This window comes from Komagataeibacter saccharivorans (assembly GCF_003207825.1).
GTDB classification, from domain to species: domain Bacteria; phylum Pseudomonadota; class Alphaproteobacteria; order Acetobacterales; family Acetobacteraceae; genus Komagataeibacter; species Komagataeibacter saccharivorans.
This window is the reverse complement of record NZ_NKTY01000030.1, coordinates 1-24,395: the sequence shown is the minus strand read 5'-3', so window position 1 is coordinate 24,395 and position 24,395 is coordinate 1. Positions and strand designations below refer to the sequence as shown.

General features: G+C 58.0%; 31 protein-coding genes and 1 pseudogene. 17 read left to right on the top strand and 15 right to left on the bottom strand.

The window, feature by feature from the left end; genetic code table 11:
• Positions 1 to 99: 99 nt before the first annotated feature.
• Positions 100 to 312: pseudogene (locus tag CFR79_RS13685) on the top strand (transposase domain-containing protein); the annotation flags it as partial.
• A 183-nt stretch (positions 313 to 495) separates the two neighbouring features.
• Positions 496 to 966, top strand: coding sequence for an IS5 family transposase (locus CFR79_RS13675; protein WP_110548252.1), 471 nt, complete (start codon positions 496 to 498; stop codon positions 964 to 966).
• Between the two features lie 101 nt (positions 967 to 1,067).
• Here the strand turns inward: CFR79_RS13675 and CFR79_RS16245 are convergent, their stop codons facing one another.
• Positions 1,068 to 1,721, bottom strand: coding sequence for a hypothetical protein (locus CFR79_RS16245; protein WP_243705441.1), 654 nt, complete (start codon positions 1,719 to 1,721; stop codon positions 1,068 to 1,070).
• Positions 1,722 to 2,100: 379 nt separating this feature from the next.
• On the opposite strand from CFR79_RS16245, the gene CFR79_RS13665 reads away from it, so the two are divergent.
• Entirely contained in the window at positions 2,101 to 3,060 is a 960-nt protein-coding gene (locus tag CFR79_RS13665) for an ArdC family protein (protein WP_102326222.1), read from the top strand.
• Here CFR79_RS13665 and CFR79_RS15725 read toward each other — a convergent pair.
• Complete coding sequence (locus CFR79_RS15725) at positions 2,979 to 3,383, bottom strand: hypothetical protein (RefSeq protein ID WP_132306992.1); 405 nt, start codon at positions 3,381 to 3,383, stop codon at positions 2,979 to 2,981. The genes CFR79_RS13665 and CFR79_RS15725 overlap by 82 nt on opposite strands.
• Positions 3,384 to 4,322: 939 nt before the next feature.
• Here CFR79_RS15725 and CFR79_RS13660 point away from each other — a divergent pair.
• Genes CFR79_RS13660 through CFR79_RS16235 form a run of 4 tightly spaced genes read left to right on the top strand, consistent with a single transcriptional unit; the run spans position 4,323 to position 5,630 of the window.
• On the top strand, positions 4,323 to 4,979 hold the full coding sequence (locus CFR79_RS13660; protein ID WP_102326225.1) for a hypothetical protein: 657 nt from the start codon (positions 4,323 to 4,325) through the stop codon (positions 4,977 to 4,979).
• Between the two features lie 56 nt (positions 4,980 to 5,035).
• Entirely contained in the window at positions 5,036 to 5,344 is a 309-nt protein-coding gene (locus tag CFR79_RS13655) for a hypothetical protein (RefSeq protein WP_102326227.1), read from the top strand.
• The gene (locus tag CFR79_RS16240; RefSeq protein WP_257997704.1) at positions 5,337 to 5,459 is read left to right on the top strand and encodes a hypothetical protein; all 123 of its coding nucleotides are present in this window, start codon (positions 5,337 to 5,339) and stop codon (positions 5,457 to 5,459) included. The genes CFR79_RS13655 and CFR79_RS16240 overlap by 8 nt, the downstream gene beginning before the upstream one ends.
• A gap of 48 nt (positions 5,460 to 5,507) precedes the next feature.
• Positions 5,508 to 5,630 (top strand): hypothetical protein, encoded by a 123-nt coding sequence (locus tag CFR79_RS16235; protein ID WP_257997705.1) that lies wholly within the window; start codon positions 5,508 to 5,510, stop codon positions 5,628 to 5,630.
• A gap of 279 nt (positions 5,631 to 5,909) precedes the next feature.
• Here the strand turns inward: CFR79_RS16235 and CFR79_RS13650 are convergent, their stop codons facing one another.
• Together CFR79_RS13650 and CFR79_RS15965 are read right to left on the bottom strand one after the other, a co-directional pair.
• Positions 5,910 to 6,248 carry a hypothetical protein gene (locus CFR79_RS13650; RefSeq protein ID WP_102326229.1) on the bottom strand — a complete coding sequence of 113 codons (339 nt, stop codon included), beginning with the start codon at positions 6,246 to 6,248 and terminating at the stop codon, positions 5,910 to 5,912.
• 404 nt (positions 6,249 to 6,652) lie between these two features.
• Entirely contained in the window at positions 6,653 to 6,829 is a 177-nt protein-coding gene (locus CFR79_RS15965) for a hypothetical protein (protein WP_162900563.1), read from the bottom strand.
• Positions 6,830 to 7,267: 438 nt separating this feature from the next.
• On the opposite strand from CFR79_RS15965, the gene CFR79_RS13645 reads away from it, so the two are divergent.
• Both CFR79_RS13645 and ssb read left to right on the top strand, forming a co-directional pair.
• Positions 7,268 to 7,609, top strand: coding sequence for a hypothetical protein (locus CFR79_RS13645; protein ID WP_102325989.1), 342 nt, complete (start codon positions 7,268 to 7,270; stop codon positions 7,607 to 7,609).
• A 57-nt stretch (positions 7,610 to 7,666) separates the two neighbouring features.
• The gene (gene ssb / locus CFR79_RS13640) at positions 7,667 to 8,161 is read left to right on the top strand and encodes a single-stranded DNA-binding protein (RefSeq protein WP_110548251.1); all 495 of its coding nucleotides are present in this window, start codon (positions 7,667 to 7,669) and stop codon (positions 8,159 to 8,161) included.
• A 112-nt stretch (positions 8,162 to 8,273) separates the two neighbouring features.
• Here ssb and CFR79_RS13635 read toward each other — a convergent pair whose 3' ends face one another.
• The 3 genes from CFR79_RS13635 to CFR79_RS13625 all read right to left on the bottom strand — a co-directional run bounded on the left by CFR79_RS13635 (position 8,274) and on the right by CFR79_RS13625 (position 10,641).
• Positions 8,274 to 8,918, bottom strand: coding sequence for a hypothetical protein (locus CFR79_RS13635; protein ID WP_110548250.1), 645 nt, complete (start codon positions 8,916 to 8,918; stop codon positions 8,274 to 8,276).
• Positions 8,915 to 9,694 carry a hypothetical protein gene (locus CFR79_RS13630; RefSeq protein ID WP_110548249.1) on the bottom strand — a complete coding sequence of 260 codons (780 nt, stop codon included), beginning with the start codon at positions 9,692 to 9,694 and terminating at the stop codon, positions 8,915 to 8,917. The genes CFR79_RS13635 and CFR79_RS13630 overlap by 4 nt, the downstream gene beginning before the upstream one ends.
• Before the next feature lie 83 nt (positions 9,695 to 9,777).
• A complete protein-coding gene (locus CFR79_RS13625; RefSeq protein WP_110548248.1) occupies positions 9,778 to 10,641 on the bottom strand; it encodes a hypothetical protein in 864 nt (287 codons plus the stop codon).
• Positions 10,642 to 11,025: 384 nt separating this feature from the next.
• Here CFR79_RS13625 and CFR79_RS15720 point away from each other — a divergent pair, with 384 nt between their 5' ends.
• The 5 genes from CFR79_RS15720 to mazF all read left to right on the top strand — a co-directional run bounded on the left by CFR79_RS15720 (position 11,026) and on the right by mazF (position 15,536).
• The gene (locus CFR79_RS15720; protein WP_146220142.1) at positions 11,026 to 11,301 is read left to right on the top strand and encodes a hypothetical protein; all 276 of its coding nucleotides are present in this window, start codon (positions 11,026 to 11,028) and stop codon (positions 11,299 to 11,301) included.
• A complete protein-coding gene (gene mobF / locus CFR79_RS13615; RefSeq protein ID WP_110548246.1) occupies positions 11,298 to 14,483 on the top strand; it encodes a MobF family relaxase in 3,186 nt (1,061 codons plus the stop codon). The genes CFR79_RS15720 and mobF overlap by 4 nt, the downstream gene beginning before the upstream one ends.
• A gap of 40 nt (positions 14,484 to 14,523) precedes the next feature.
• Positions 14,524 to 14,844, top strand: coding sequence for a hypothetical protein (locus CFR79_RS13610; protein ID WP_110548245.1), 321 nt, complete (start codon positions 14,524 to 14,526; stop codon positions 14,842 to 14,844).
• Positions 14,845 to 14,964: 120 nt separating this feature from the next.
• Complete coding sequence (locus CFR79_RS13605; protein ID WP_110548244.1) at positions 14,965 to 15,207, top strand: AbrB/MazE/SpoVT family DNA-binding domain-containing protein; 243 nt, start codon at positions 14,965 to 14,967, stop codon at positions 15,205 to 15,207.
• On the top strand, positions 15,207 to 15,536 hold the full coding sequence (mazF, locus tag CFR79_RS13600) for an endoribonuclease MazF (protein ID WP_110548243.1): 330 nt from the start codon (positions 15,207 to 15,209) through the stop codon (positions 15,534 to 15,536). Before CFR79_RS13605 ends, mazF begins: the two co-directional genes overlap by 1 nt.
• A gap of 82 nt (positions 15,537 to 15,618) precedes the next feature.
• Here mazF and CFR79_RS13595 read toward each other — a convergent pair whose 3' ends face one another.
• Both CFR79_RS13595 and CFR79_RS13590 read right to left on the bottom strand, forming a co-directional pair.
• Positions 15,619 to 16,239, bottom strand: coding sequence for an NIPSNAP family protein (locus CFR79_RS13595; protein WP_039733240.1), 621 nt, complete (start codon positions 16,237 to 16,239; stop codon positions 15,619 to 15,621).
• Positions 16,236 to 16,595 (bottom strand): YciI family protein, encoded by a 360-nt coding sequence (locus tag CFR79_RS13590; RefSeq protein WP_039733242.1) that lies wholly within the window; start codon positions 16,593 to 16,595, stop codon positions 16,236 to 16,238. Before CFR79_RS13590 ends, CFR79_RS13595 begins: the two co-directional genes overlap by 4 nt.
• A gap of 101 nt (positions 16,596 to 16,696) precedes the next feature.
• On the opposite strand from CFR79_RS13590, the gene CFR79_RS13585 reads away from it, so the two are divergent.
• The gene (locus tag CFR79_RS13585) at positions 16,697 to 17,593 is read left to right on the top strand and encodes a LysR family transcriptional regulator (protein WP_082084838.1); all 897 of its coding nucleotides are present in this window, start codon (positions 16,697 to 16,699) and stop codon (positions 17,591 to 17,593) included.
• Positions 17,594 to 17,768: 175 nt separating this feature from the next.
• On the opposite strand, the gene fghA is transcribed toward CFR79_RS13585, so the two are convergent.
• The 5 genes from fghA to CFR79_RS13560 form a co-directional block, all read right to left on the bottom strand.
• Complete coding sequence (gene fghA, locus CFR79_RS13580) at positions 17,769 to 18,596, bottom strand: S-formylglutathione hydrolase (RefSeq protein WP_110548242.1); 828 nt, start codon at positions 18,594 to 18,596, stop codon at positions 17,769 to 17,771.
• 24 nt (positions 18,597 to 18,620) lie between these two features.
• Positions 18,621 to 19,022, bottom strand: a complete 402-nt coding sequence (locus CFR79_RS13575; RefSeq protein ID WP_039733238.1) for a VOC family protein — start codon at positions 19,020 to 19,022, stop codon at positions 18,621 to 18,623.
• A 59-nt stretch (positions 19,023 to 19,081) separates the two neighbouring features.
• The gene (locus CFR79_RS13570) at positions 19,082 to 20,191 is read right to left on the bottom strand and encodes an S-(hydroxymethyl)glutathione dehydrogenase/class III alcohol dehydrogenase (RefSeq protein WP_039733241.1); all 1,110 of its coding nucleotides are present in this window, start codon (positions 20,189 to 20,191) and stop codon (positions 19,082 to 19,084) included.
• A gap of 41 nt (positions 20,192 to 20,232) precedes the next feature.
• The gene (frmR, locus tag CFR79_RS13565) at positions 20,233 to 20,508 is read right to left on the bottom strand and encodes a formaldehyde-responsive transcriptional repressor FrmR (RefSeq protein ID WP_025829448.1); all 276 of its coding nucleotides are present in this window, start codon (positions 20,506 to 20,508) and stop codon (positions 20,233 to 20,235) included.
• Between the two features lie 329 nt (positions 20,509 to 20,837).
• The gene (locus CFR79_RS13560) at positions 20,838 to 21,749 is read right to left on the bottom strand and encodes an AraC family transcriptional regulator (RefSeq protein WP_094755960.1); all 912 of its coding nucleotides are present in this window, start codon (positions 21,747 to 21,749) and stop codon (positions 20,838 to 20,840) included.
• 68 nt (positions 21,750 to 21,817) lie between these two features.
• Between CFR79_RS13560 and CFR79_RS13555 the strand changes: the two genes are divergently transcribed.
• The gene (locus CFR79_RS13555) at positions 21,818 to 22,672 is read left to right on the top strand and encodes an oxidoreductase (RefSeq protein WP_258373614.1); all 855 of its coding nucleotides are present in this window, start codon (positions 21,818 to 21,820) and stop codon (positions 22,670 to 22,672) included.
• Positions 22,673 to 22,821: 149 nt separating this feature from the next.
• Here CFR79_RS13555 and CFR79_RS13550 read toward each other — a convergent pair whose 3' ends face one another.
• The gene (locus CFR79_RS13550; RefSeq protein WP_110548240.1) at positions 22,822 to 23,478 is read right to left on the bottom strand and encodes a TetR/AcrR family transcriptional regulator; all 657 of its coding nucleotides are present in this window, start codon (positions 23,476 to 23,478) and stop codon (positions 22,822 to 22,824) included.
• Between the two features lie 108 nt (positions 23,479 to 23,586).
• Between CFR79_RS13550 and CFR79_RS13545 the strand changes: the two genes are divergently transcribed.
• Entirely contained in the window at positions 23,587 to 24,153 is a 567-nt protein-coding gene (locus CFR79_RS13545) for a hydrolase (RefSeq protein WP_110548239.1), read from the top strand.
• The last annotated feature ends 242 nt before the right edge of the window (positions 24,154 to 24,395 follow it).

The window sequence follows — 24,395 nt, the reverse complement described above, 5'->3', positions numbered from 1 at the left end:
ATCCTCTTCTTGACCGCCCGCCCGACTACGCCTGAAATAGCAGCTGGCTGGGTCAATTCCTGATGAAAAACCCGGGTCAGTTCTCAGTGAAAATCAACAGCCTGGTTGTTCGCCGGGTCCGATCGTGGCGGAGAGCGCGCCGCCGCCATGTATTCCCTGATCGTCACCGCGCGCCTGAACGATGTCGATCCCCATGCATGGCTCGCTGATGTCCTGGCACGGATCAATGACATCCCCAATCCACGCCTCCATGAACTCCTGCCCTGGCACTGGAAAGCCCACCAGCAGGTCCACAATACCATCGCCGCCTGAATACGCCCGCGTCTCCCGCCGGATGCTTACAGACGAATACGGCAAGTGGAACAGCGTGTTCCGCCGCTATCGGCGCTGGGTTACAACTGGCGTGTTCGACGCGATGCTGGAAACGCGGGCTGAAATGGTGGAGCGCGACGCCACCGCCGACATGATCGACAGCACCGTGGTCCGGGCACATCATTGTGCCGTCGGCATAAAAAAGGGGATCAGGAGACCGAGGCGCTTGGCCGATCGCGCGGTGGCTTCAGCACCAAACTCCACGCCCGATGCGATGCCAAAGGCCGCCCGCTCGGATTTGTCCTGACACCAGGGCAGACCCACGACATCCAGGGCTTCGGTCCGCTGTTCCGCATGATCGCAGACAAGATTGAGGCGCTGCTGGCCGACAAGGGCTATGACGCCGACGCCATCCGTGAGGAACTGACGAAAGCCGACGTCGAAGCGGTCATCCCCGCCAAGAGCAACCGGCGCGATCCTATCGCGCACGACCGCGAAAAATACCGCTGGCGCAACCTCGTCGAGCGTCTGTTCAACAAGCTCAAGAACTGGCGGCGCATCGCAACCCGATACGACAAAACCAAGGAATCTTACCTCGGCTTTGTCAATCTCGTGTCAGTCCTCCAGTGGATACCCTTTGTCCACGAAACCTAGCCCGATATCAGCGCTAGCCAGCCCTTCTACTCCCACCTGCATAGCGGTCTTTCGGCGGCGCTCTCTTAAACCTTAAGGCTGCCCGTTTGGCGCAATGGTTCTTATGAAGTTAGTGGCTTTTGCGGACCAGAATTAGATAAAATTTCAAAAGCCTCCTCAATGTCTGCTCGCTTAATGGATATTGCATCCGCTCCAAAGCAAGATATGAAAAAGTCATCTTTTCTTTCAAATAGATCTGGGTAAGCTTTTAGCAAAGCTCTTATATTGCGTCTGTTTCCATGTTTGAGCGAGTTTGCGATGTTCTTTATTTTTTCAATCTTCTCGTCGATTTCATAATGTTTGGATATTATTTTTTTAAGTGAATTATAATTCTGAAAGTCACTGTACTTAATTTTTCTCTCTTTGTCTCCTGAAAGTTCCTTTCCTATTATTATATCGAACCAATACCTCTCCCAAAAGTGATATATGTTTACAATAGTATTTTTATTTATATTCTCTATAACGTCAATGCACGCACCTTTATGATGATGTAGTTTTTCTTCTTCGGGAAACAGAATTATACTTGATGCTTCGCCTGAAGTTAAAGGCGTTTCTCTATGTCCACATTTTACCCTTAAATTATACGCATCTATTTCTCGTTCAACTTCAGTAAGCTGAGCTTCCACAGGTTTAACGGATCTTTCATATATTTCTCTGTATCGAGATATTTTCGATAGATACATGTAATTAGATAAATTAAATTCATCAGAAATCATCTTGTGCTCCTTTTGAGATAACTTTTTATATTTTAATCACTCCAATGCCTCAGCGTAAATGGCAAACTCTACATCGTTTCATCCCGTAGCCGACCTTCCGTATCCCCCCAAGAAGACGTAAAAATGCAACTACTGCAGCGCCTGACCTGCCAGTTACGATAACCGTCAACGGGAACAAAAAGGCGAAAGGCACGGCTGAATACGCCGCCACGGGGCGACCGACGCGCCTGTCTGGAGGCGTCGTCGATCCTCGCAACCCGGCGGTGCCGGGTCCTTCGCTTTGCTGCGGTGCTGCGCATGCCATGATCGCCTGTGACGCCTCCTTCCATCTACGCATCGGTCGCCCCGTGGCGGCAGCGCATCAGAAGGAAGACGGAAAATGGTGCAGACATCCCGAAAAACTGCTGGAAACAGGCAGACTATCTACACCGAAGTGACGGAACGGATCATTCGGGAGGTTGAAGGTGGCGTGATCCCGTGGGTGTGCCCATGGAAAGCGGGTGTCGGACAGGATGGTCTGCCCGTCAACGCCACGTCCGGCCGACGGTATTCGGGCATCAACCTGCTGCTGCTCTGGATGTCCGCCGCAGGGCACGGATACGCCACATCCCGGTGGCTGACATACCGGCAGGCATCCGAAGCCGGTGGACAGGTCCGTCGCGGAGAGCGGGGTACCATGGTCGTCTATGCAGCCACTTACACACCGCGTGATGAAATCGCAAAAAGCGTCGAGACCGGGGAAGACCCGCGTCGGGTGCCGTTCCTCAAGCGCTTTGTGGTGTTTAACGTAGACCAGATTGACGGGCTACCCGATCAGATACGGCAGGGGGAACAGATCCCTGACGTGTCCGGGATCGCAAGGATCGGTGATCTGGACCGGTTCGTCGCGGCGACCGGTGCCGATGTGCGCTACGGCGGCAGTGAGACATATTATTCGCGGTCTGGCGATTACATCCAGCTCCCGCCACCAGAGGCGTTTGCCTCTGCGCATGACATGTTCACCGTGCAGGCGCACGAACTGACACACTGGGCCGGAGCCAGCCATCGGCTGGACCGCGAGTTCGGGAGCCGGTTCGGAGATACAGCCTATATGCGTGAGGAACTGGTGGCCGAGATCGCCGCGGCCCAGCTTTCTGCCGTGATGGGCGTGCCTCCTGTCCTGCGCCATGCTGCTTATGTGCAGCACTGGCTGTCCGTGCTGCGGGAAGACCACCACGCGATATTCAACGCGGCGCGCCATGCCTGCGCAGCCGTTGATTACCTGCTCGGACTTGCAGGCGTGGGCGAAGATGTCGGATCAGAGCCACGCGTGCCACCGCAAAGGTTGCTGGCGGCCTGATCGTGCCGCAGGAACTGGTGGGTGGTCACCGCAAAAGCCGTGCCCAACGCCAGCGCGTGTACGGTCGTGTCGAGGCTGATGAGACGGCTTTCAGCCGCCTCGAACAGGGCCGCGCCAGAGTGTCCCTGAAGCCAGTACATAAGGGGTAGCAACGCGTCCGCCCGCATGGCCATGCCCCTTATCATGAAATCCGCCACGACCCCACAGATCCCGAACAGTACAACAAGGCATGCAAAATACGCCGCCACGCCGCGCCACAGCGCCCCAAGAACTCGGTAGAGCGCACAGAAAATGGGGCGACGGTTGGGGGAAGGGGCCGACATTGCGCGCTCCGGAAAACAGGGGGGAAGTTGCCTCATACTAAGCCCCATTTTCTCAAAAGTACATGGCGCCGTCTGTCGAGACACGCGGCCGCATCGTCAGCGTATCGCTCGGCATATGGACTGCGTGGGCGATGATCCGTTCCTGACTGGCTATGCGTCACAAGGGCAGCCTCTCGTCCGATCGGAAAAGCAGTAAATTACGGGTGGCCCTTCGGGTTCGGTCGCCAAGCTTCTCCAGACGGCTGCGCCGCCAGGAGAAGTCCAGCCCCCTGCGGGGTCTGTCCGCGTTCGCGCTAATGCTCCCCCACATCCTTGTCCACGATTGGCATGATGTCGAAAAACGGCACGGGGAGCGGGACGCCTCCTCAACCACCCTGACACGCCTGCGGCGTGTCAGGGTGGCCCGTTGCGGGGATTACGGCCGCGCATCCAGCTTCAGTGTGACAGTGTCCCGGCCAGGGCGCCAAGACGGCCTTCGGCCCCGCTTCGCGGCTTCGCGACCCTCGCGGCGCCTTTGCCGTCCCGCGCCTGACGCGGGGCAACGCCCTGCGGCAGGCGCGGGACGACCGGCTTGCTCAGGCCGCTTCGGTCCTGACTCCCTGTCCGTGCCACCGTCTTGCCCGGGGGCAGGATGTGGCTCACAAAAACGCCTCCATCCCCTCCACTACCGTCACCGTCACGGGCGCTCGCCGCCCCGCACCCCGGCAGGATATGGTCTAGTAAAACGACATTTATTTATTTGTTTTCAAGTAAAAAATATCCGAAAATAACAAATAAAAATGACCGTTATTAGCCGTTTTCTGCGGTTTTTCTATTGCTATGCTTGGGCATTCGTACTAAGTTTTTCTTGTCGGGAGGGATTGGCCCTTCCGGCTCAAGCGCCCCGGCAGGTGCTACGAACACCACGCCGGGACTGCGCCAGAAATGAAGAGTAATTTCATGTCCGACGTTGCAACCACCATCGCCCACAACGCCACCGCTGGCAAGGCTTCTCCCGCCGAGGCCCGCCGTGCGAACGAAACCCGCGCCCGTGCAAAGGGTTATGCGGCCCCTTCACTGGCAGCCATTCTGGACCTCGCGCCCAATGACGACCAGATGGCGAAGATCGTCACCTCCTTTGGCATCGAGGCGGGGGATGCCGACGAGCTGACCGGGCTGGGAAGCACCATGATCCGCGACCAGTACGCCGCGCTGGAACCGATCCTTGTCACCATGTATCGCGGGGAGCCGAATTATCAGGGCCTCAAAATCCACCTTGACCGCGTGGTTGATGGCGTCGTCCGGTCCGCCTATGGCGCGGCCGAGTTCTACGAAAAGCGTCGCCAGATCGCGCGGGATGCCGTCAACGCCTTTACCAACGAACACCGCGACGAAGATCGCATGGGCATTGATGGCGGCGCAAACCGGGTGGATGACCTGCGTGAAATCGCAGCGCAGCATGCCGGAAAATCCTACGCCCTTGCCTGCATCGCCGCCGGGGCATGCGCCGCATATGAAGAACTGATGGGGCAGGCGTGGCAGCCCTACGTGGCCAGCAACGCCCGCAGCGTCTCGGAACAGGCGGCAGCGCTCAGGAATGACGCGCTGGGCTTCTGATCCAGTCAGCCGGGCCAGACGGCCCGGCACCCCTTCCGTGCCAAAATGGACACAAAATGCCAGATACCCACCCCACCGCCCGCCGTATCCTGCGGGCAATCCTTCCCCCGCCCCAGACGCCAAAGCACAGGGAAGACAGGCTAAAGGCTCTTGCGGGGGCTTTCCAGACGCTGGCCCTTGGGGCGGTGGGCGTGGGGTTCCTTACCCCCATGATTACGGATTACACCGCGTTAAACCCGACCCATGTGCTGCTGTCCTGCCTCCTTTCCCTCATTTTTGAGGGCATTTCTTTGACTCTTCTGGCCTATATCCCATATGATTCCGGGGATGATGCTGTCTCACCGAAAGGGGACAACAATGGATAGTTTTACGCTCAATACGTTCGGCATCGTGGTGCCTTTCGCCATCTTTACGCTGGTTTTCGGGCTGGCACTGGGGCCGATTGCAAACAGGCTTGCCAAATGGCGGCAGTCGCTCTGACTTCTCCGGTTTAAGTTTCATCTTCCGATGGGGCTGAGGACGGCAACCATGGATAATTTTACCATTAACATGATTGGCATTGTAGTGCCGTTTCTGGCGCTGACCTGCCTGTTTGCCGCCGTAATTGGTCCCATTGCGAACCGGCTGGCCCGACTACGCAAATCCCTTTAAACGATATACCATGCAGAGGCGGCCCCACGGGTCGCCTTTCTTATTTGTGCAGCGCGTACGCCATGGTCCAGCGTGGGTAGCGCCGTTCGCGCCGTCAAGTCGGCCTTCGGCCCCGCTGGCGCGGCTGCGCAACCCTCTCCGCGCTCCGACGGTCATGCGTATGGCGCAAGGCGCGGCCTCGCCCCATACGCATGACCGTCGGGCTTGTTCAGGATGCTTCGGACCTGACCGCGCGGACGACACCGGGCAGGCAACAGGGGAATAAAAATACGTCGCCATTCACTCACAGGGGCAGGCCGGTGGGGCGGGCGGTTCCGGTGCCCGACCATTCCATGCTGCCTTGAACCGCGCCCACTCCGCATGGCGTAGGTCATCGGTCCCCGCTGTCACAACCACGCTCCATTCCTCGCGTGCCGCGCTGTAACGCCAACCCGCCCATGTCATTTCAATCCGTCCCGCAACAGGAACGTCCTCCCGGAAACGCAGCACAAGACGCCGCGCCGTGCGCGGCGCTGGCTTCGGCCAGTCCGGAAGGCTGCCCGTCGCCGCCTCCGTGGGGTGCCCCTGATGCGTGTCCTCAATCTGGTCCGCCTGTCCCCGTATCTGCTCTACCCGCATCCGTCGCTGGCTCCTCTGCTCTTTGTCTGATCGGTCCGCCGGGGACCGCGTCGTTCATCGGTGGGAAGGGGTTCCCTTACAGGATTGTTTTTTAGACAGACCCATTGTGGGTCCGGTGTGGTGCGCCATGGGCATCGCGCGTTGAAAATGACGGACAGGAAAAAAGCCATGGGTGGCCCTTCGGGTTCGGTCGCCAAGCTTCTCCAGACGGCTGCGCCGCCAGGAGAAGTCCAGCCCCCTGCGGGGTCTGTCCGCGTTCGCGCTAATGCTCCCCCACATCCTTGTCCACGATTGGCATGAAGTCGAAAAACGGCACGGGGAGCGGGACGCCTCCTCAACCACCCTGACACGCCTGCGGCATATCAGGGTGGCCCGTTGCGGGGATTACGGCCGCGCATCCAGCTTCAGTGTGACAGTGTCCCGGCCAGGGCGCCAAGACGGCCTTCGGCCCCGCTGCGCGGCTTCGCGACCCTCGCGGCACCTTTGCCGCCCCGCGCCTGCCGCAGGGCGTTGCCCCGCGTCAGGCGCAGGCCGACCGGCTTGCTCAGGCCGCTTCGGTCCTGACTCCCTGTCCGTGCCACCGTCTTGCCCAGGGGCAGGATGTGGCTCAGAAAAACGCCTCCATCCCCTCCACTCCCGTCACCGTCACGGGTGCTCGCCGCCCCGCACCCCGGCAGGATATGATCTAGTAAAACGACTGGTATTTATTTGATTTCAAGTAATAAATACACGGATATAACAAATAAAAATGGACGTTATTGGCGGTTTTCTACGGCTTCTGTCTTGTTATACTTTGGTATTCGTACTAAGTTTTTCTTGTCGGGAGGGATTGGCCCTTCCGGCTCAAGCGCCCCGGCAGGTGCTACCCACACCACGCCGGGACTGCGCCAGAAATGAAGAGTAATTTCATGTCCGACGTAAACGAAATTATAGGCCATGGTCCTCACAACGCGCAAGGCAGAGCCAGGAAACACAATCGGCAGTGTGGTGAAGGTGGTTTAGCTACAGTCGAGTGTGCCGTGGAACTTCAGGACGCGCATTATTCGGATCAGACGCTTGCCGCCCTGGTCGAGCGCCATGGGTGGCGTTATCAGGATGCAACACAGCCGCAAAACGGGGTTGAGCGTCTGTTCGACGGTCTTGCCTGCGATGGGATGGTGGTGCCCGACGGCACGCGGTATCTGCTGGCCAATTATGCCGCCGACCCGGAAAGATGCCGGTATATCGCCCTGTATGCCGGGTGGGAACTGCTCGGGGACTGGGACGGCCGGAATGGATCGCCAGAGGAGATCGCATCCCGGCTCAATGAGCGGGCAGAGCATTACGCCCGGTCGGAACGGATCGCGTTGGAAGCCGCCTGAAACGGTTCCACGGGCCGGAACCGCCTTTTCTCTCAAAATTGGTAATGGAGCAGACACATGGCTGGCAGCGTCAACAAGGTCATTCTCGTGGGCAATCTGGGCAAGGACCCGGAAATACGGAACAGCCAGAGCGGGGCGAAGATCGTCTCGCTGACACTGGCGACAAGCGATACATGGAATGACCGCGCATCGGGCGAGCGGCGCGAGAGGACGGAATGGCACCGGGTTGTCATTTTCAACGACCGGATCGCCGACGTGGCCGAGCGTTTCCTGCGCAAGGGCCGCAAGGTCTATCTGGAAGGCTCGCTCCAGACACGCAAATGGACCGACCAGAGCGGACAGGACCGCTATACGACCGAAGTGGTGGTCGATCGCTTCCGGGGCGAGCTGGTTCTTCTCGACAGCAATCGGGGCGGCGAGGATATGGGCAGAGGGTACGACGCGCCCACCCGCCAGCTACCGCAGGGTGGTGCGCGCACCGTTGGAGCAGCCGCGGGCGGATGGGATGCGCCCATGGATGGTAATAACCTTGCCGACGAAGTGCCCTTCTGACGCCGCCCGGTATGGGCCGGTGGCACGATGGACACAAAAAGCCGGGTGCCCATCCTGCCACCCGCGCCCGAACCCGGCAAAGCAGCGCTTTCGCCGGACCCGGAAGCGCCAGTCAGGAGCGGGGCGTGTCGTCATCCAGATCGCACCACGCCCGGCTGGTATTCGGGTTGATGTAGGTGTGGCTGGTGCAGTATCCGCCCCGCCTGAACTGTGGCCACGTCGCAGCCATCGTCAGGGCCGAGCCGAGAACCACCAGAATGACCCCGCCCATGACAAGCCGCGTATAGGCGTGCCATCGTGCTTCACGGTAAAACTTCACCTCCTGCGTTGGTAGCTGCTCGCGTATCCTGTGGAATACCTGTGTCCGCAGGTCTTTGACGATGGCGTCAACCATCCGACTGATCGTTATCGTCTGCTGCTTTTCGGCTATCGCCTCATATTGCGCGATGCGCGCATGCGCCGCTTCGGTCGTGGCGTTGAGTTTCGTGATTTCGCTCCCGACCTGTTTCTGCACATGTGCGAACGTTTCGGCACTGGTCGTCTGGATCTCGTGCAGCTGTTCGCGCGCATTTTGCAGTGCGCGCTCCATGGAGGCCGAGGCATGGACGTTCCCGGCCCATTGCAGTTCGGCAAGGCGACGCAGGAGACCAAACCATTCCCACAACGCCGATCCCGGCTCTATGCCTTCGCGGCGCGCCGCGATTTCCATCCGTTCAAGGGTCTGATGGAGGGCGTCCGCCTTCTCATCATTGCTCATGGCAACATTTCCTGAAGGCCCGCCACTTCAATATTCTGCCGGATGGTGTTGAGCCAGCGTGTCACCATGAACCGTTTGACGGGATCTATCGGCTTGCCGCCACTGCCGATCTTACCGGCCGCCGCATCGTGATAGCTCAGACCGGTTTCCTTGACCGCGCCCATGCAGCCAAGTTTCGGAAATTCCAGCGTTTCAATGCCTGCCGTGAACAGGGGCTTCAATGACGGGTCTGCGGTGCGACTTTGTAGAATATCGCTACCAGCATGTCCCGAGGGAACGGTCATTGCATTAAAAACCACTGCACCTTTCGTCGGGCGGAATTTTCCTGTCTCCCACAGCCGTGTGATGTAGGCGAGATCATCTGCGTCTCCACCGCAAAAGAACAGGCCACAGACTTCGAGACCGGCGCTCTCCGCAAAAGCGACCAGATCAACCTCGGCAGCCCACTGCTCCATTGTTCTGTCCCCGCCGCCGATATCGAGTACCAGAGGAAGCCGTTTCTCCGTGGCTGCACTGAAGACCATGGAAAACCATTCTGAAATTTCGTGTTCGTCTTCTGAATCTGGACGGGGCAGGCCATAGCGCGCGTAAAGCGGCGACGCGGATATGCCAGGGTTCCGCATGTCGCCATCTGCCATAAGAAAGTTGCGCGATGCGCTGGCTGCGATTTCGCAGATGGCTGTAAGGAATGTCGAGCCGCCGAGATTCCCTCTTCCTGCTTTCACGATCAGGGGAACCGATGCTTTTTTTGTAACTTGTGTCGTGTCTTTGCTCATGACCTATCCGGGTACACTTGAGAATGGCGTTATTGCCGATTCCCAATGTGCCCCGGGCGTTTGTGGGTGCGAGCAGTTGCTGTCTATTGGGCGCGTCTGCCGACACTGGCGCAGACTGTATAAAGCAGCTTTTCCGGAACCGATCTGTTCTGGCGCGGGATAGCGTCCAGCATTGAAAAGACATTGCGGTACCACGCTTCTTTGGTCTCAAAAAATGAGCGGCGTGGCAGGCCCGGAAGCTGTTCCAGATCGAAGCCGCCATTAGGCAGCAATCCCGACGCATCAAGGGGCATTAGTGCTTCAAGCGGTAGATTATCGGGCATTCCCGGGGGACGCGGCCCAACATAGGGCGGCGGCAGTGGGATTTCCTTATCCTTGCCGTATCGGGGAGCCTGCTTGAGCATCATCACTGTCGGCTTTACCTGCCCGAGCCGCGACTGGAGTGCTGCATCCTGATCGACTGGAGCGTCGGACTGGGAAACTCTTGCGGGCGTGTTTGGCGCAGTGGGCTGGGGCGGCAGCGGATCGTCGGGGAATAATACCGATGTGGCACGGGCGCGCCGGGCTTCAAGCTGGCGTTCCGCCACCCCCTTGTCGGCTTCTGCCATTTTTTCCCGGAGTGCCTGCAATTCCGCCGCTTTTTTGATGGCGGCCTGCGCTGCTTCTTCAGCACGAACACTGGCCTGCTCATTACGGGCCGCCATCCATTTGCCCACGCGGTACCATATCATCTTGGCGCATTTTACGGTCGGAGCCAGTCCCCGCGCATTCACCAGCCCGACCTCGGTGAACCAGCGACACAGGGCCACCCAGTCAATGCGGCGACCATCGCAATGACGCAGGACTTCCGCGCGGTGCCGTTCCATCCACGCCCGCAGCGACAGCGTGCCGCGCGCTTCATCAAGCGCCGTCAGTGCCCCTTCAATGCCGATGGTTCCCGCAGACATCTCACTCTCCCAACCCCACTGGAGTCCGCCCTGTGGCGCTGCCAGAGGCATATCACGACCACGTCACGATTACAACAAGACGACGGTTCGGCTACGCCACGACTACATGAAGACTACACAAGGACTACAGAAAATTCTTAAGTCCATATACAAATGCACCCGTTCCGGGTGCCCCCCTGCGGGGGCAACAGGAAGACCGGATGGCATCCGGGTGTAGTCATGCCCGCCCCTGTGATTTTCCGGTCGCCGCAGTCTGGTCATGGCCTGCAGGCTGCGCCAGCAAGCACCCGCCTGTTCCCCATGGGCCGGGGATGGAGCGCTCGCGACCGCACCCACAAACGGCGGGGCGATAGTGACTTCCATTTCCCAGGGAGTGGAGTGAACATGACGGATACCGGTAACCAGCAGCCCGTCGTTGACCCGACATTGATCCGGCTGCTTCTGCAGATCAGCACCCAGACCGAAAGCACGGGGCAGGGGGTGAAGGAGATCCTTCGGCTGGTAAGTCCTTCCGAGGGTGACGACACCAACAGGGTAAGTGACGCTCTTGAAGCCCTGGCTGCTGCTGTTGTTACCCAGACGGACGTGCTGCTCAGTGTTCAGGCGACGCTTGAGACCCTCGTGCCGTCCCCGACTTCAGCATCGGGCGACGCACGATGATGACATACCGCAAACTCTCTGCAGATGGCGCAGGCAGGCTGATCGTCGCCTATCTGCGTGAACACATGCCCGAACCCGGTACGGACGTGCGGACCGACCGTGATCCGGCTCGAGACGTGGAGAGTGGTGATCGCCTGAACAGCTACTATACGGGGCGTGACGGGCAGGGTGCCTGGGGACCGGGTCTCGGTGGTCGGATCGCCGACGCGCTGGGAATAGACGTGACGGCTCCGCCGAGCGATGCGGCGCTGGCGCGCCTGTTCGAGTGCAAGCGCGCATCCGACGGTAAGGAATGGCCCGGTGCGCACGCGAACCGGACGATATCAGGCGTGGATTTTACGGCGTCTCCCGACAAGTCGGTAACGCTGGCCGCAGAGTTTGCCGCCACGAAGGCCGAACAGGCCCTGATCTGGCACGCCATCCAGCAGGCCAATGACCGTGCCATGGCGTTTATCGGCAAGGAGATTGGTGTCGCACGCAGGGGAAAGGGGGGTGAAGGCTGGACCGAGGAAGGCGAGGTCGCGTGGGTATCTTTCCGGCATTATGCCGCCCGGCCGGCGATGCACATTCAGGACGGTGCGGGCGGCGCCACGGCATCCGTGGAGATTCCCATTCCGGGCGATCCACAGGCGCATATCCATAACCCGGTCTTCAATGCCGTTGCCACGGAAAGCGGGCATCTGGGTTCCCTTGATACCGCCCGGATTACAAAGGTCACGTCCCATCTGTTTGGCGCCTATTTTCAGGCGGAGCTGGCGCAGCAGCTCCGTGGGCTTGGCGTCAGGGTCCGCCCTGATGAACGGGGCAAGGCCATTGTGATCGAGAGCATTCCGAGATCCGTCTGTGACGCCTTCTCGAAACGTAGCCATCAGGCAGAAGCGCAGGCAAAGGCATTCGTGAAGCGGCAGGGCGGCGACTGGAACACCATGTCGGCCGAACAGAAGTTCAGGGTGCTGCACCAGGCGAACCTTGCCTACCGTTCGAAGAAATATACCGGCACCAATGACCGGGAAATCTGGCGCGAACAGGCGGCTGAACTCGGATGGAAGCATAGCACTGTCCTGACGGGCGATGTCGGTCAGGAACTTCCTGATCCCGAGCGGTACGAGAAGGCTTACGAAATCGCTGCCCGGCTGATTGCCGATGAGTTCAGGACAGCGGCCGTTCTGGACCGGGATGTCTTTCGCATGCATGCGGCGCACGCACTGATCGCAACCGGCATAAACGGTCGGCGGGATGTCGATCATGTGGCTGACATGATTGAAAGCCGGGGTATTGAAATCGACGGCGAGCGGGTGGGGTTCGTCATCCGTGAACAGGACCGGAAGGTGCGGATCGCAACGTTGAGGCAGGTCGCGATCGAGACGGAAATGGGTGATCTGGCGGGCCTTGCGTCCCGGACGCGTGAAGGTGCCCTGTCAGATGAGGCGATTACCCGCGCCATTGCCGGATCGGGGCTGGACTTTGACCGTGATCCCGATCATGGCCGAGCCCAGCTTGCAGCCATTTATGCGCTGGGACGCGCAGGCGGGCTCGGGTTCCTGACCGGTGTTGCGGGATCAGGCAAGACCACCCTTCTCAGGCCGCTGGTTTCCGCATGGAAGGAGGATGGCCGGAACCTGATAGGGGCCGCCATTGCATGGCGGCAGGCGGATGCGCTCAAGGACGCTGGTATTGCCCGGACGCTCGCTCTTACGCCACTGCTTGACGGGATCGCGAAGGGCACGCTGGACGTCAGTCGGGACACCGTTCTGGTGCTGGACGAGGTGAGCCAGATCGCGCCGCGCCAGCTCCTTGAAATCCTGCGCCTGCAGAAGGAAGTCGGCTTTTCGGTCCGCCTGCTGGGGGACCGCCAGCAGGCGCAGGCGATCGAGGCGGGTGACAGCGTGGAGATTCTTGAACGTGTGCTGCCACCCGAAGCCCGGCCGGAACTTCTCAGCACCATTCGTCAGAAATCTGCCCGTGCCCGCGAAATTGCCGGTCTGTTCCGCAGTCCTGGCAGGCAGCTTGAAGTGAGCGAGGAGGAGCAGAAGGCGAAAGACACCGCACGCGCCCGAGAGGCGATCGACATGAAGCGTCGCGATGGGACATTCAGCCTTGTCGGCGGCGATCATGCCCAGGTTGTGGCCGAGCTGGCCGATTTCTATCTCAGGCGGCGGGATATGCTGCGCGCCAGCGGATCGAAGCGCGGCATAACCATGTCAGCGCCGACGAACGAGGATGTTCTGGCGCTGAGTCTGGCCGTGCGTGAACGGCTGCGCGCCCGTAACGAGATCGGGAAAGAGGAAATCATACGTGCGGCCATCGATCAGCGTGGCGAGATATATGACCTGCCCATCTCGAAGGGCGACCGTGTCAGGCTGTTCTCGCGGATGCAATGTCAGGTGACCCGGGCCGATGGCAGGGGCTGGCGCTGGCGTGACCTTGGTTCCAACGGCGATTTCGTGGATGTGGAGGGTTGGAATGATAAAGGCATTGTCCTGAAAAACACCCGGGGTGTGACCGGCATGGTGCCATGGGAACGGCTTGCGGACAGGGAGACCGGGCGGATCAGGCTGGGTCCGGGTCACGCAATGACGATTGATTCCGCGCAGGGCATCACATCTGACGAGCATATCAACGCCATGCCGCGCGGCAGTTCGTCCGTCACCGGGTTTACCGCTTATGTGGCCGAGAGCAGGCATGTCCATACGTGCTGGACACGGGTGGCTGAAGCGCCGGTCCGGGAAGCGGAATCATTTTCCCGTCCGCTGGGGGACGCGACCCCTGTGACACTGGAGAACCTGTTGGACCGGATTGCGGGCGACATGGGGCGGCATGAGTACAAGTCCCTGGCGATTGACCTGGAAAAGGTCCGGCTCCGGTATGAAGAGAACACAACGCGCTGGATACGCCAGAGCCATGATAACGAGGCGGCCCGGCAGCAGGGAAAGACACCGGGGGCAGGGTTCAGGTCCCGTATGGCGGCCCGGGAGGTTACTGCGGTGCCGCAGGAAAAATGGGACGATATAGATCGCACATTGAGACGCATGGCATTTCAGACGCAGGATGTGGCCGAGAAGCTGGAACGTGTTGTCGGGGAAAAGCGGCGTCAGCAGGAGCAGGCGGAAAAACAGCGCAGGGAAGAACAGGTGCGTGAACGCGATCGGCGTCCGACGCGGTCGGCAGGGCGTGAAATATAGCGGCTACCATCCATTGCACTGACCATAAGGAGAAACGGACATGATTTCTGACCCCGAAACCGTAACGGCGTTTGTCGATGTGTTAAAGCCTCTGGTGCGGGTAGAGCGTCAGGCGGAAACTATCGGGACGCACGACGCCTACCTGCGGTTTAGAGAGGAGCAGAAGCCCCTGAACGACAGGGTTCTGGGAACCGTCCGGGCGATGGTCGTACAGATCCCGGATGTCGTTCTGGATGATATGCAGGAACTCTATGCTGTCCTGCTGGATCATCCGGATCTGGTGGCTACGGTTTCGGATCGCGTGGTTACGGGCGCGATCCTCAATGAAGCATGGGGCGGTCTGCATGGGTGGAAAAAATGACCGTACCGGGGGCTGTCGGCTCTCGGGAAAAATAAGGACAAACCGGATATCGTAAGCGCTTCGGATTGCGGATCGGACAGATCCATGGTATCTACGCTGTAGACACGTGGAGATAACCTCATGCACGGAACTGTACGCAAATGGGGCAATAGCGCCGCCATTCGTCTGCCAACGAGCATTCTCGAAGCTGTCCAGCTTCAGATCGATCAATCCGTTGACGTTCGAGAGGAAGATGGGCGGATTATCATCCAGCCTCTTCGTCGGGAAAGCCTTTCTCTGGAAAGCCTGACGGCGGCGATCACGGACGAAAACCGCCACGGTGAGATGGGCTTTGGGCCTTCAGTCGGCGGTGAGGTCTGGTGATGCCGGAATGGGTACCAGACTGTGGGGACATCGTGTGGCTCGAGTTTGATCCTCAGGCAGGTCGTGAACAGGCGGGGCACCGGCCTGCCGTGGTGCTATCGCCTGCTTCGTACAACGCAAAGTCAGGCATGATCGTCTGCTGCCCGACGACCACGCGCATCAAAAGCTACCCGTTCGAAGTGCCCCTTCAAGGGCAGCCTGCGAGCGTCGTGCTGTCTGATCAGGTCAGAAGCCTCGATTGGCGTGCCCGCCGCGCCAAAAAGAAAGGCAAGGTTGCGGGGGGCGAGCTTGAAGCTGTCCGCGAGCGAGTACGTCTCCTGGTCGGGTAAGGGGGGGTAACAGAATGTCGGTTATCAAGCGACAAGGCTGGCAAAGCAGTCATTCATGGGAACATTTGTGAGCTTTTCGTCGTCACCGTAATGGCGAGAAAGTTTCCGGTAAGCAAAGGCAGGACTGGGCATGAATAATTTGCTCAGGCCCTCCTTTTGGCGGCCAAAGTCCGTCCACGTAATGTTGCTGACGCAGAATATTGCGTTGTTCAAAGCTGTCGAAGGCCCAGATATGGCAGATGCGTGACGCACCATCCAGCGCGAACATGTTGGTGATCAGGTGGCGGGTATAGGCTTGTGCAGGCTTCAGAGCACTCTGCCACGCTTTCAGGGTCGGTTCCAACCCTCCAGCTTTTAAACTGTAAGTTCGGATTTCATAGAGTCCACCACATTCACCAAACTCCGGGGGTTTAAGAAACGGAAAGCCTTCAAACGCCTCAGCTTCTATTAAAACGTCGTTCATCTTGATACCGAAGGGCGTTCTGGACTCCAGTGTTCTGTGCCGCGCCTTAAGCAAGGCATCCTGACAGGAAAAGGAACGCAGCAGGAGTAGCGTTCCAAGTTCACCGATCTCCGTTCGCCATACCCCTGTGAGGCTTCCCGCAACAGGATTCAGGGTATCCGAGAACCGTGCTTTCAGGAGACGGGAGAGGGCTGGCACTCCCAAAACATCCGTCCGAAAGCGAATCATTTCATAGATCATGAGTGTTCTTCGGATGGGAATAGAGATTGCAGTTCCACGGGCGGTTTGCCGGTCGATAGGTTGGACAGGCAACCGAACAGCGGATCCCACTCTTCAATTCGAAGATCACAGATCAAACCTTCCGGCGAGAACGGATCCCGAGCCACCATCGCTTCAATCTCCTGCCGATTGGCACCTTTCATGATCAGAAAACCTGACCGCAATGGGGTGCCTTTCAGCGGACCAGAAGCCAGAAGACTACCTTCCTGAATGAGGCGCTTGAGATACAGCACATGCGCCACGACATGCTGCCCCCACCCGTCGCCGTCCGGATGATCCATTCGCACAAGATAAATAGGCATTCTAAAGAGCTCCATCGGAGAAGATGCTTGCCGATCAATCAGCAGGCTCAACATATTCCTCTTTTTTAAGAGATAAATTGTCGATAGAAGATGTCAGTCACAACTGAGGATGATGAATGCTTGATCGTTTGACCAGTATGAAGGTTTTCATCAAGGTTGTGGAACTGGGGTCTTTTGCCGCGGCCGCTCAGCGTCTGACCTTATCGCCGCAGATGGTGGCCAAACATATAGAGGCTCTGGAGCGTCATCTTGGCACGCGCCTGCTCCATCGGACGACACGTCGTCAGAGCCTCACAGAAATAGGGAGTCTTTACTGCGAGCAATGTCATCTCGTCCTGAAGGCTGTCGAGCGTGCTGATAATCTTGCCGCCAACACGCTGGGCGAACCACGTGGTACACTTGCTGTCAGCGTACCAGTTACCTTCGGGCGGACCATGTTCCCCATGTTTCTACATAATTTTCGGAAGAAATTCCCGAAGGTACGATTACAAGTATCCCTTACGGATCAACTGGTTCATCCGACGCTGGATGGCCATGAAGCTGTCATTCGTATTGGCGAGCCAGATCCCGATCTTACGGTCGTCAGTCGCCCTCTGGCCTCATATTCCCTCACGGTCTGCGCAGCGCCTGCCTATCTCGAAAAATTTGGCGCTCCGGACAGTCCTGAGGAACTCGCCCGGCATCAGTGTCTTGTCTACGAAAACTCTGCAAATTCTGTACGAACAGCATGGCACTTTATACGAAAGACCTGCACACGATCTGTCATGGTTTCTGGCACTGTGACGTCCAACGACTGGGGCTTTCTATTGGCCCTCACCTTGTCAGGAGAGGGCATAGTATTGGGTTCTGAACAGGCCTTGAAGCCCGAACTTGATTCTGGCCGCCTTGTCCGCATTCTATCCCAGTGGAGAGTTCCTGGTCGCCCGATGCATCTGCTTTACAATGCCGGCCCTGCTATGACCCCAAAACTGCGGAGTTTCGTTATCGAAGTTCAAAACGCCTTTCCGCCATGACATCTGAGATATCCTACGATGCTCCGGCGCGTCGAAAGGTCCATGCTCTTCGACGGTACGCTCAAGCCCACACGGCAAGCTGCCAGCTGATTTCACAGTTTGAAAGATGCCCCTAACAGATTTCATCTCCACTCAAAGCCAGAAAATTCCGGATCCCAAAAGACAGACAATCTATTCATCGTAGTTTACTCACGAAATGTCTGAGATGATCTGCAATAAAACTGGCTACAAAATAATAGCTGTGATCGTAATCAGGACGAAGATTCAGGATGAGTTCCTGCCCTGCATTCTGTGCGGCTTCCTGGAACAGTTCTGGCCTGAGCTGTTCTTTCAGAAACTGGTCCGCCAGACCCTGATCTATCAGAACAGGCAGTCTTTCCTTCGCTGTCCGCACAAGTTCAAGCGGGTCATAGGCTGCCCAACTGGCACGATCCGGCCCCAGATAAGCACTGAATGCTTTTTCACCCCATGGTACCTGCGTTGGTGCCACAATGGGTGAAAAGGCTGACACAGAACGATAGCGGCCAGGATTACGCAGCGCGATCATGATGGCGCCAAATCCACCCATCGAATGTCCCGCAATGCCTCGCTGCTGCGTAACCGGAAAGCTCGCCTCAATCAGCGCAGGAAGTTCCGTGACGACGTAATCATACATCCGATAATGCACAGCCCACGGCTCCTGCGTCGCATTGAGGTAAAATCCGGCACCCTGTCCAAGATCGTACGCATCGTCATCAGCCACACCCACGCCCCGTGGACTGGTATCCGACGCGACAATGGCGATGCCCAGTTCTGCGGCCACGCGTTGCGCGCCAGCCTTGCCAATGAAATTCTGCTCCGTACATGTCAGACCGGAGAGCCAGTAAAGAACGGGAACCTTTTCAGTTTTTGCCTGCGGCGGCAGGTAGATCGCGAAGTTTGCTTCCACACCCAACGACACGGACTTGTGTCGCCAGACTTCCTGCACGCCCCCAAAAGAGGCGTGTGTTTCCTTGCGTTCCATGGCTCTCACTGCCTTTTGCGCATGTCAGTTACCGTCCGTGAAGGTATAAGTGCAGATCTTGTTCCCTGCCGGATCCCGGAGATAGGCAGCGTAAGCGCCCGGTAAGTGGCTTCGCGGACCGGGTGCGCCTTCATCGGCTCCCCCATTGGCAAGACCTGCGGCATGAAAAGCCTCCACTTCGGCGGGTGTCGCTGCTGCAAAACCGATGGTGACACCGTTGCTTGAGGGCGCTTCACCGTTGCCTGGACGTGCAATGATGAAGGCTGGCTTTTCGCGGCCATACAGAATCCACCCATGCCCGAACGGCCCCAGGTTTTTTATGCCCAGAGCCGCAAGCGCGGCGTCATAGAATTTCGCGGATACCGCAGTATCCACTGCCCCAAGAAAAACATGAGAGAAAACACCGTCACCGGAAATAACTGCCATGATCGTTCTCCTGTAATTTCCAACCATTGGAAATGATGTTGCGCGGTGAGACGCAGACCTTAGAAATGAATGACGGAACGGATGGATTTTCCTTCATGCATCAGATCGAAGGCCGTATTGATGTCTTCGAGCGGCATGGTGTGGGTTACGAAAGGCGCAAGTTCGATATCGCCACGCATGGCATCTTCGACCATGCCGGGAAGCTGGCTGCGTCCCTTGACCCCACCGAAAGCCGAGCCGCGCCACGAACGCCCCGTCACAAGCTGGAAGGGACGGGTCGAAATTTCCTGACCGGCCCCTGCCACCCCGATGACGATCGACTGCCCCCACCCACGATGCGCGGCTTCTAACGCCGCGCGCATGACGTTGACGTTTCCGATACATTCAAATGTATGATCAATACCCCAGCCGGTCATTTCCACAAGAACCTGCTGAATCGGTTTGTCATAATCCTTGGGGTTGAGGAATTCCGTGGCGCCGAATGCTTTGGCAAGTTCAAACTTTTCCGGGTTGGTATCAATAGCGAAAATCCGGCCAGCCTTTGCCTGTCGCGCTCCCTGAATGACCGCGAGACCGATCCCGCCCAGACCGAAGACGGCAACCGTATCTCCCGGCTGCACCTTGGCCGTGTTGTGTACCGCACCAATCCCTGTGGTGACGCCACATCCCAACAGACAGACATGCTCTGGATTGGATGCGGGATTGATTTTTGCCAGAGAAACCTCGGCGACAACCGTGTATTCGCTGAACGTCGAACACCCCATGTAATGATGGATCGGCTGACCTTTGTAGGAGAAGCGTGTCGTGCCATCCGGCATCACGCCTTTACCCTGTGTGGCGCGCACTGAAATGCAGAGATTGGTTTTTCCCGACTTACAGAACAGACATTCACCGCATTCCGCCGTGTAAAGCGGAATGACATGGTCGCCGGGGGCAACGCTGGTGACCCCTTCTCCGACCTCGATGACAATTCCCGCGCCTTCGTGACCCAAAACGGCTGGGAACAGTCCCTCGGGATCATCCCCTGACAGGGTAAACGCATCAGTGTGGCACACACCCGTATGCGTGATCTGCACGAGCACCTCACCAGCACGAGGAGGCGCTACATCGATCTCGACAATCTCAAGGGGCTTACCCGCCTCGAAAGCAACTGCGGCCCGTGATTTCATGATTTTTTCTCCAAATAACCTATCAGCCAGCATCGAGGGCATTACCGGAGATAGGATCGAACGAGTGACACCACATTCTCGATCGAACCACTGGCAGCATCACGATCACCGGCACACTCAACAAATTCTTCCCGCAGGTGGCTTTCGAGAACACCGGCCATTAATCCGTTGATCGCTCCCCGGATAGCCGCCACCTGTTGCAGCACCGGACCGCAATCAGTTCCCTTCTCCAAAGCCTGTTCCAGCGCATCAAGTTGCCCGCGAATACGGCGCACGCGGGTCAGAACGCGCTTTTTCTCAGCCGGTGTGTGCGGCACGAACGCTTACTCCCGAATATACTACCCTTGAGTATCCTTTTCATACTATGGGGCAGTATGTAAGGGATATAAGGAACGTGCTTGTCATATGATCCGATCACAATTCCGTATTGCTGAAATTTTCACCATAACGTCCATGGGTTGCCTGTCTGTGTCTTGGGATCATTCAATAGGTGCAATCAGTGAGATCCAGACAATCTCTGCAACGAGGCTTTGAAGCGCTGATGTCCGCTATTTGGCAAACAACCTTGTGGTCCAAACGACCGAGATGAGGCGGTTACCGCCGGTCTGCTAAGCAATCAGCCATTGCCGGTCGCTAGATTTGCGCGTCAAACTTGTGTTAGTTCTCCCAGGTGTTCTCGCATCCATTTGGCCTCCTCACTTGGAGTGCGATGAAAATGGCGTTTGAAATCCCGACTGAACTGGGCGGGACTGGCATAGCCGACTTCGGCGGCGATAGCGGCAAGTGTTCCCTGACGTCGTGCGATCATCAGCCGGGCTTCGTGCAGCCGCAACGCCTTGAGATATTGAATCGGGGTATTCCCGGTGAGGCGCTTAAAGCCGACGTGATATGACGGAATGCTCATACCGGCTGTTACAGCAAGTTCCGGAACAGATAGCCCTTCCTTGTAACGCTCACGGATCAGCGCCAGGCTCTGCACGATCCTGTCTGTTGTGTCACTGCGACGCAAGGCTGCCATCAGCGATCCGCCCTGAGGACCGACCAGGATGCGATAATGCAATTCACGCAATAGCCCTAGGCCGAGAATAGTGAGTTCCTGGGGATGATGGAGAGCATGAAGCAGGCGTTGAAGTGCATCCGTCAGGGCGGGTGCCATTCGACTTGAGATCAGACTTCGCGCCTGCATTCTTTCGTCCTGACCGGCTTGTCCCTTCAGTGTCGTTGCTATTTCAGCAGCAAGATGCAGGTCGAAATCGAAGTAAATGGCGAGCAGAGGATGAGCAGGGCTAGCCTGCGAAGCCATCCGGAAAGGCACAGGGACCGAAACGGCAAGATAGTGTTCGGCATCATATCGGTAGATCTCGCCATTAAGGAAACCCTGCTTTAACCCCTGCAGGACGAAAACCGCACCAGGGCGATAAAGGACCGGCACATCGTCAAGGATGGTCTCGGAACGCAGGATACGGACATTCGGCAGAGACGTGGCGTTGTAGCCAGATCGCGGTGCGAGTTCCGAAGCCAATGCGAGGAGCGAAGAGGTATCTGATTGATAATTCATAGAATCAGGCAAAGATATTAGAGAAATCGCAGTATAGATCTGGATAATACGCTATTATTGGTCAAGGCATGAACGAAATCCAGTCGAGAAGAGCCATGCCACAGAAAACCTTCTTTATCACGGGTGCCAATTCGGGATTTGGGTTGGCGATTGCCCAGGCTGCCCTTGAGGCAGGTTATCGGGTGATTGGTACAGTCCGATCGCAAACCGCAAGAGCGTCCTTACTGGAGCGACTGCCGGATGTTCGCGCGGTCCTGTGTGACGTCACTGACTTCGACCGTATCCCCGCCATCGTCGCACAGGCAGAGCAAGACCATGGTCCGGTTGACGTACTCATCAACAATGCCGGTTATGGGCATGAAGGGGTTCTGGAGGAATCTCCTCTCGAAGAAATGCGCCGCCAGTTCGACGTCAATGTCTTCGGAGCTGTTGCTGTCGCCAAAGCCTTCCTGCCGCGCTTTCGTGAACGCCGTCGCGGGTTTATTGTGAACGTGACATCAATGGGTGGTCTGATCACGATGCCGGGCCTGGCGTCTTACTGTGGTAGCAAATTCGCTTTGCAGGGCATTTCTGACGTCATGCGCGCGGAAATGGCGCCTTTCGGCGTTCATGTCACGGCTCTGTGCCCTGGATCATTCCGCACCGACTGGGCAGGGCGTTCAATGGTCAGGACTGAGCGCTCAATTACCGACTACGATGCTCTGTTCGATCCGATCCGGACTGCACGACACGAGAAGGACGGCAAACAATTGGGCGATCCAGTGAAACTCGCCGCTGCAGTGCTCCGACTCATTGCGTCGGACCCGCCGCCACCGCAACTGCTGCTGGGCAGCGATGCTCTACAACTGGTTCGTGAACGTCTCACTCGTCTGGAAAGAGAGATCGCAGACTGGGAGGAATTAACCCGATCAACAGACGGGTAATATTTCTGAAGACCGATGGCGGATATCAGAAGGTGGGTTTTCCGAGCTAAATGTCCAAAAAGAAGGCGCAAGCTCCCACAGCATCTCGCTCTCCGGGACAGCGCCAAGGCTCTTGGGTCGTGGGGCGAGTGTTGCACCAATCTGCGAAATTATGGCTCCGCGCCTGTTATGCTGTTTGAAGCGTGCCGAAACGGCATCAGCCGGTCCGTAAGATAAAGACGGTGCATCCGCCGGAGCTCGTCAGGTGCGCCAGGCGTCGTGGGGGCGTCCTTCGCCAGCATGCCGCGCAACACTTTCATAGTGTTCAGAACCACCGCCGCGATGTCTTTCGCCAGCGCCTCATCCAGTCCTGGCGCACAGACACGCAACGCTGCCGCAATTCCGACTATGGCATGTCCTCGTGCACGATCACGGATCTCCATCCTGTCCGTCCGGGCCTCCATCAGCGCGGACAGGGATTTCACGCGAGGATGAAGCGTGACAAGCAGTTCGATCAGAACATCCGCCAGAGCGTCCGGGGACAGCGTGGCGGCACGTTTGGCGAGTGCCGCGTATTCGTCTTCCAGAACGGCAATATGCCGTTGCACCAGAGCGTCCGCCACTGCTTCCTTGTTCGGAAAGAAACGATAGAGCGAGCCGATCTTCGCCCCGGCGCGCGCGGCGATCTCCGCCATGGTTGTCGCCTCGTACCCTCGTTCCGCCATGAGGTCGGACGCGGCCTCCAGTAATTCCTCGACACGCTGACGCCCGGCCGCGCGCATCGGCTGAAGAGACGTCCGTTTACCCCTTGACGAACTTGAGCCCATACTCAAATAATACTCCTGTTTGAGTGTCCACTCAACTTCTTAACGTTTCCGCATGTTCCGGGCAATGGCTCGGGATGGCGGTTCGATTGCCGATAGGAAGGTCTTGCCATGATTTCGCTTCCAGCCACCAGGACGGCCCTCATTTTGATCGATCTCCAGAAGGGCATTACGGGGCTTCCCCTGGCTCCGACACCGGGTGCGGCGATTGTTGAGCGATCGAAAGAACTCGCAGAGCGCTTCCGGGCCGCCGGCGCCCCCGTTATTCTCGTAAACGTCGCGTTCGCGCCAGATTTCGCCGATGCCGTGCATGCGGTCGTCGATCGCTCCTTTTCACTGCCTGGCGGCTTCGCACCGGACTGGGCAGAACTGGTTGACGGACTTGCCGAACCAACCGATTTGCGCGTCACGAAACGCCAATGGGGTGCCTTCTACGGCACTGATCTCGATCTTCAGTTACGGCGACGTGGTATCACGACCATTGTGCTGGGCGGAATCGCCACCAATCTGGGTGTGGAATCTACCGCCAGAGCAGCTCATGAGCATGGGTACAACATCGTGCTCGCCGAAGATGTCATGACCACATTCACCGCAGATATGCAGCGCTTTGCCTGCGAGGAGATTTTTCCCCGCCTCGGCCGGGTGACGACGAGCGACGCGATCGCGCTGGATGCGTAAACGCATGGCTCATGTCTGCGCGTCTCGCGGTTCCCGGCGAGATCATTCATGAACGCCGGAACGTCGTCGCCAGGCTCAGACCCGGATCAACTGCCTCCGGGCATCTGGAAAATCGTGAGCGTCGCGGCGATAGGGTCTTTCATGGGGTCACGACACGAAAGTGTACTTTACGTACGCTTAGAGTGAACCCAACAAGAACGTTGAGGCTGTTCTGCTGAGAGTTCGATAGACAGTTGGCCGAG

Bases quoted from the DNA above. Each gene is read 5' to 3' on its own strand.
- CFR79_RS13545 (WP_110548239.1), top strand. From the start codon at position 23,587: ATGATTTCGCTTCCAGCCACCAGGACGGCCCTCATTTTGATCGATCTC.
- CFR79_RS13590 (WP_039733242.1), bottom strand. From the start codon at position 16,595: ATGGAGCTCTTTAGAATGCCTATTTATCTTGTGCGAATGGATCATCCG.
- CFR79_RS13550 (WP_110548240.1), bottom strand. From the start codon at position 23,478: ATGGGCTCAAGTTCGTCAAGGGGTAAACGGACGTCTCTTCAGCCGATG.
- CFR79_RS13605 (WP_110548244.1), top strand. From the start codon at position 14,965: ATGCACGGAACTGTACGCAAATGGGGCAATAGCGCCGCCATTCGTCTG.
- CFR79_RS13575 (WP_039733238.1), bottom strand. From the start codon at position 19,022: ATGGCAGTTATTTCCGGTGACGGTGTTTTCTCTCATGTTTTTCTTGGG.
- CFR79_RS13555 (WP_258373614.1), top strand. From the start codon at position 21,818: ATGAACGAAATCCAGTCGAGAAGAGCCATGCCACAGAAAACCTTCTTT.
- CFR79_RS13625 (WP_110548248.1), bottom strand. From the start codon at position 10,641: ATGTCTGCGGGAACCATCGGCATTGAAGGGGCACTGACGGCGCTTGAT.
- CFR79_RS13585 (WP_082084838.1), top strand. From the start codon at position 16,697: ATGCTTGATCGTTTGACCAGTATGAAGGTTTTCATCAAGGTTGTGGAA.
- CFR79_RS16235 (WP_257997705.1), top strand. From the start codon at position 5,508: ATGGATAATTTTACCATTAACATGATTGGCATTGTAGTGCCGTTTCTG.
- mobF (WP_110548246.1), top strand. From the start codon at position 11,298: ATGATGACATACCGCAAACTCTCTGCAGATGGCGCAGGCAGGCTGATC.
- CFR79_RS13660 (WP_102326225.1), top strand. From the start codon at position 4,323: ATGTCCGACGTTGCAACCACCATCGCCCACAACGCCACCGCTGGCAAG.
- CFR79_RS13665 (WP_102326222.1), top strand. From the start codon at position 2,101: ATGGTGCAGACATCCCGAAAAACTGCTGGAAACAGGCAGACTATCTAC.
- CFR79_RS13560 (WP_094755960.1), bottom strand. From the start codon at position 21,749: ATGAATTATCAATCAGATACCTCTTCGCTCCTCGCATTGGCTTCGGAA.
- mazF (WP_110548243.1), top strand. From the start codon at position 15,207: ATGCCGGAATGGGTACCAGACTGTGGGGACATCGTGTGGCTCGAGTTT.
- CFR79_RS13630 (WP_110548249.1), bottom strand. From the start codon at position 9,694: ATGAGCAAAGACACGACACAAGTTACAAAAAAAGCATCGGTTCCCCTG.
- CFR79_RS13570 (WP_039733241.1), bottom strand. From the start codon at position 20,191: ATGAAATCACGGGCCGCAGTTGCTTTCGAGGCGGGTAAGCCCCTTGAG.
- fghA (WP_110548242.1), bottom strand. From the start codon at position 18,596: ATGGAACGCAAGGAAACACACGCCTCTTTTGGGGGCGTGCAGGAAGTC.
- CFR79_RS13595 (WP_039733240.1), bottom strand. From the start codon at position 16,239: ATGATCTATGAAATGATTCGCTTTCGGACGGATGTTTTGGGAGTGCCA.
- CFR79_RS16245 (WP_243705441.1), bottom strand. From the start codon at position 1,721: ATGATTTCTGATGAATTTAATTTATCTAATTACATGTATCTATCGAAA.
- CFR79_RS15720 (WP_146220142.1), top strand. From the start codon at position 11,026: ATGACGGATACCGGTAACCAGCAGCCCGTCGTTGACCCGACATTGATC.
- CFR79_RS15725 (WP_132306992.1), bottom strand. From the start codon at position 3,383: ATGTCGGCCCCTTCCCCCAACCGTCGCCCCATTTTCTGTGCGCTCTAC.
- CFR79_RS16240 (WP_257997704.1), top strand. From the start codon at position 5,337: ATGGATAGTTTTACGCTCAATACGTTCGGCATCGTGGTGCCTTTCGCC.
- ssb (WP_110548251.1), top strand. From the start codon at position 7,667: ATGGCTGGCAGCGTCAACAAGGTCATTCTCGTGGGCAATCTGGGCAAG.
- CFR79_RS13655 (WP_102326227.1), top strand. From the start codon at position 5,036: ATGCCAGATACCCACCCCACCGCCCGCCGTATCCTGCGGGCAATCCTT.
- CFR79_RS13610 (WP_110548245.1), top strand. From the start codon at position 14,524: ATGATTTCTGACCCCGAAACCGTAACGGCGTTTGTCGATGTGTTAAAG.
- CFR79_RS13650 (WP_102326229.1), bottom strand. From the start codon at position 6,248: ATGCGGGTAGAGCAGATACGGGGACAGGCGGACCAGATTGAGGACACG.
- CFR79_RS13635 (WP_110548250.1), bottom strand. From the start codon at position 8,918: ATGAGCAATGATGAGAAGGCGGACGCCCTCCATCAGACCCTTGAACGG.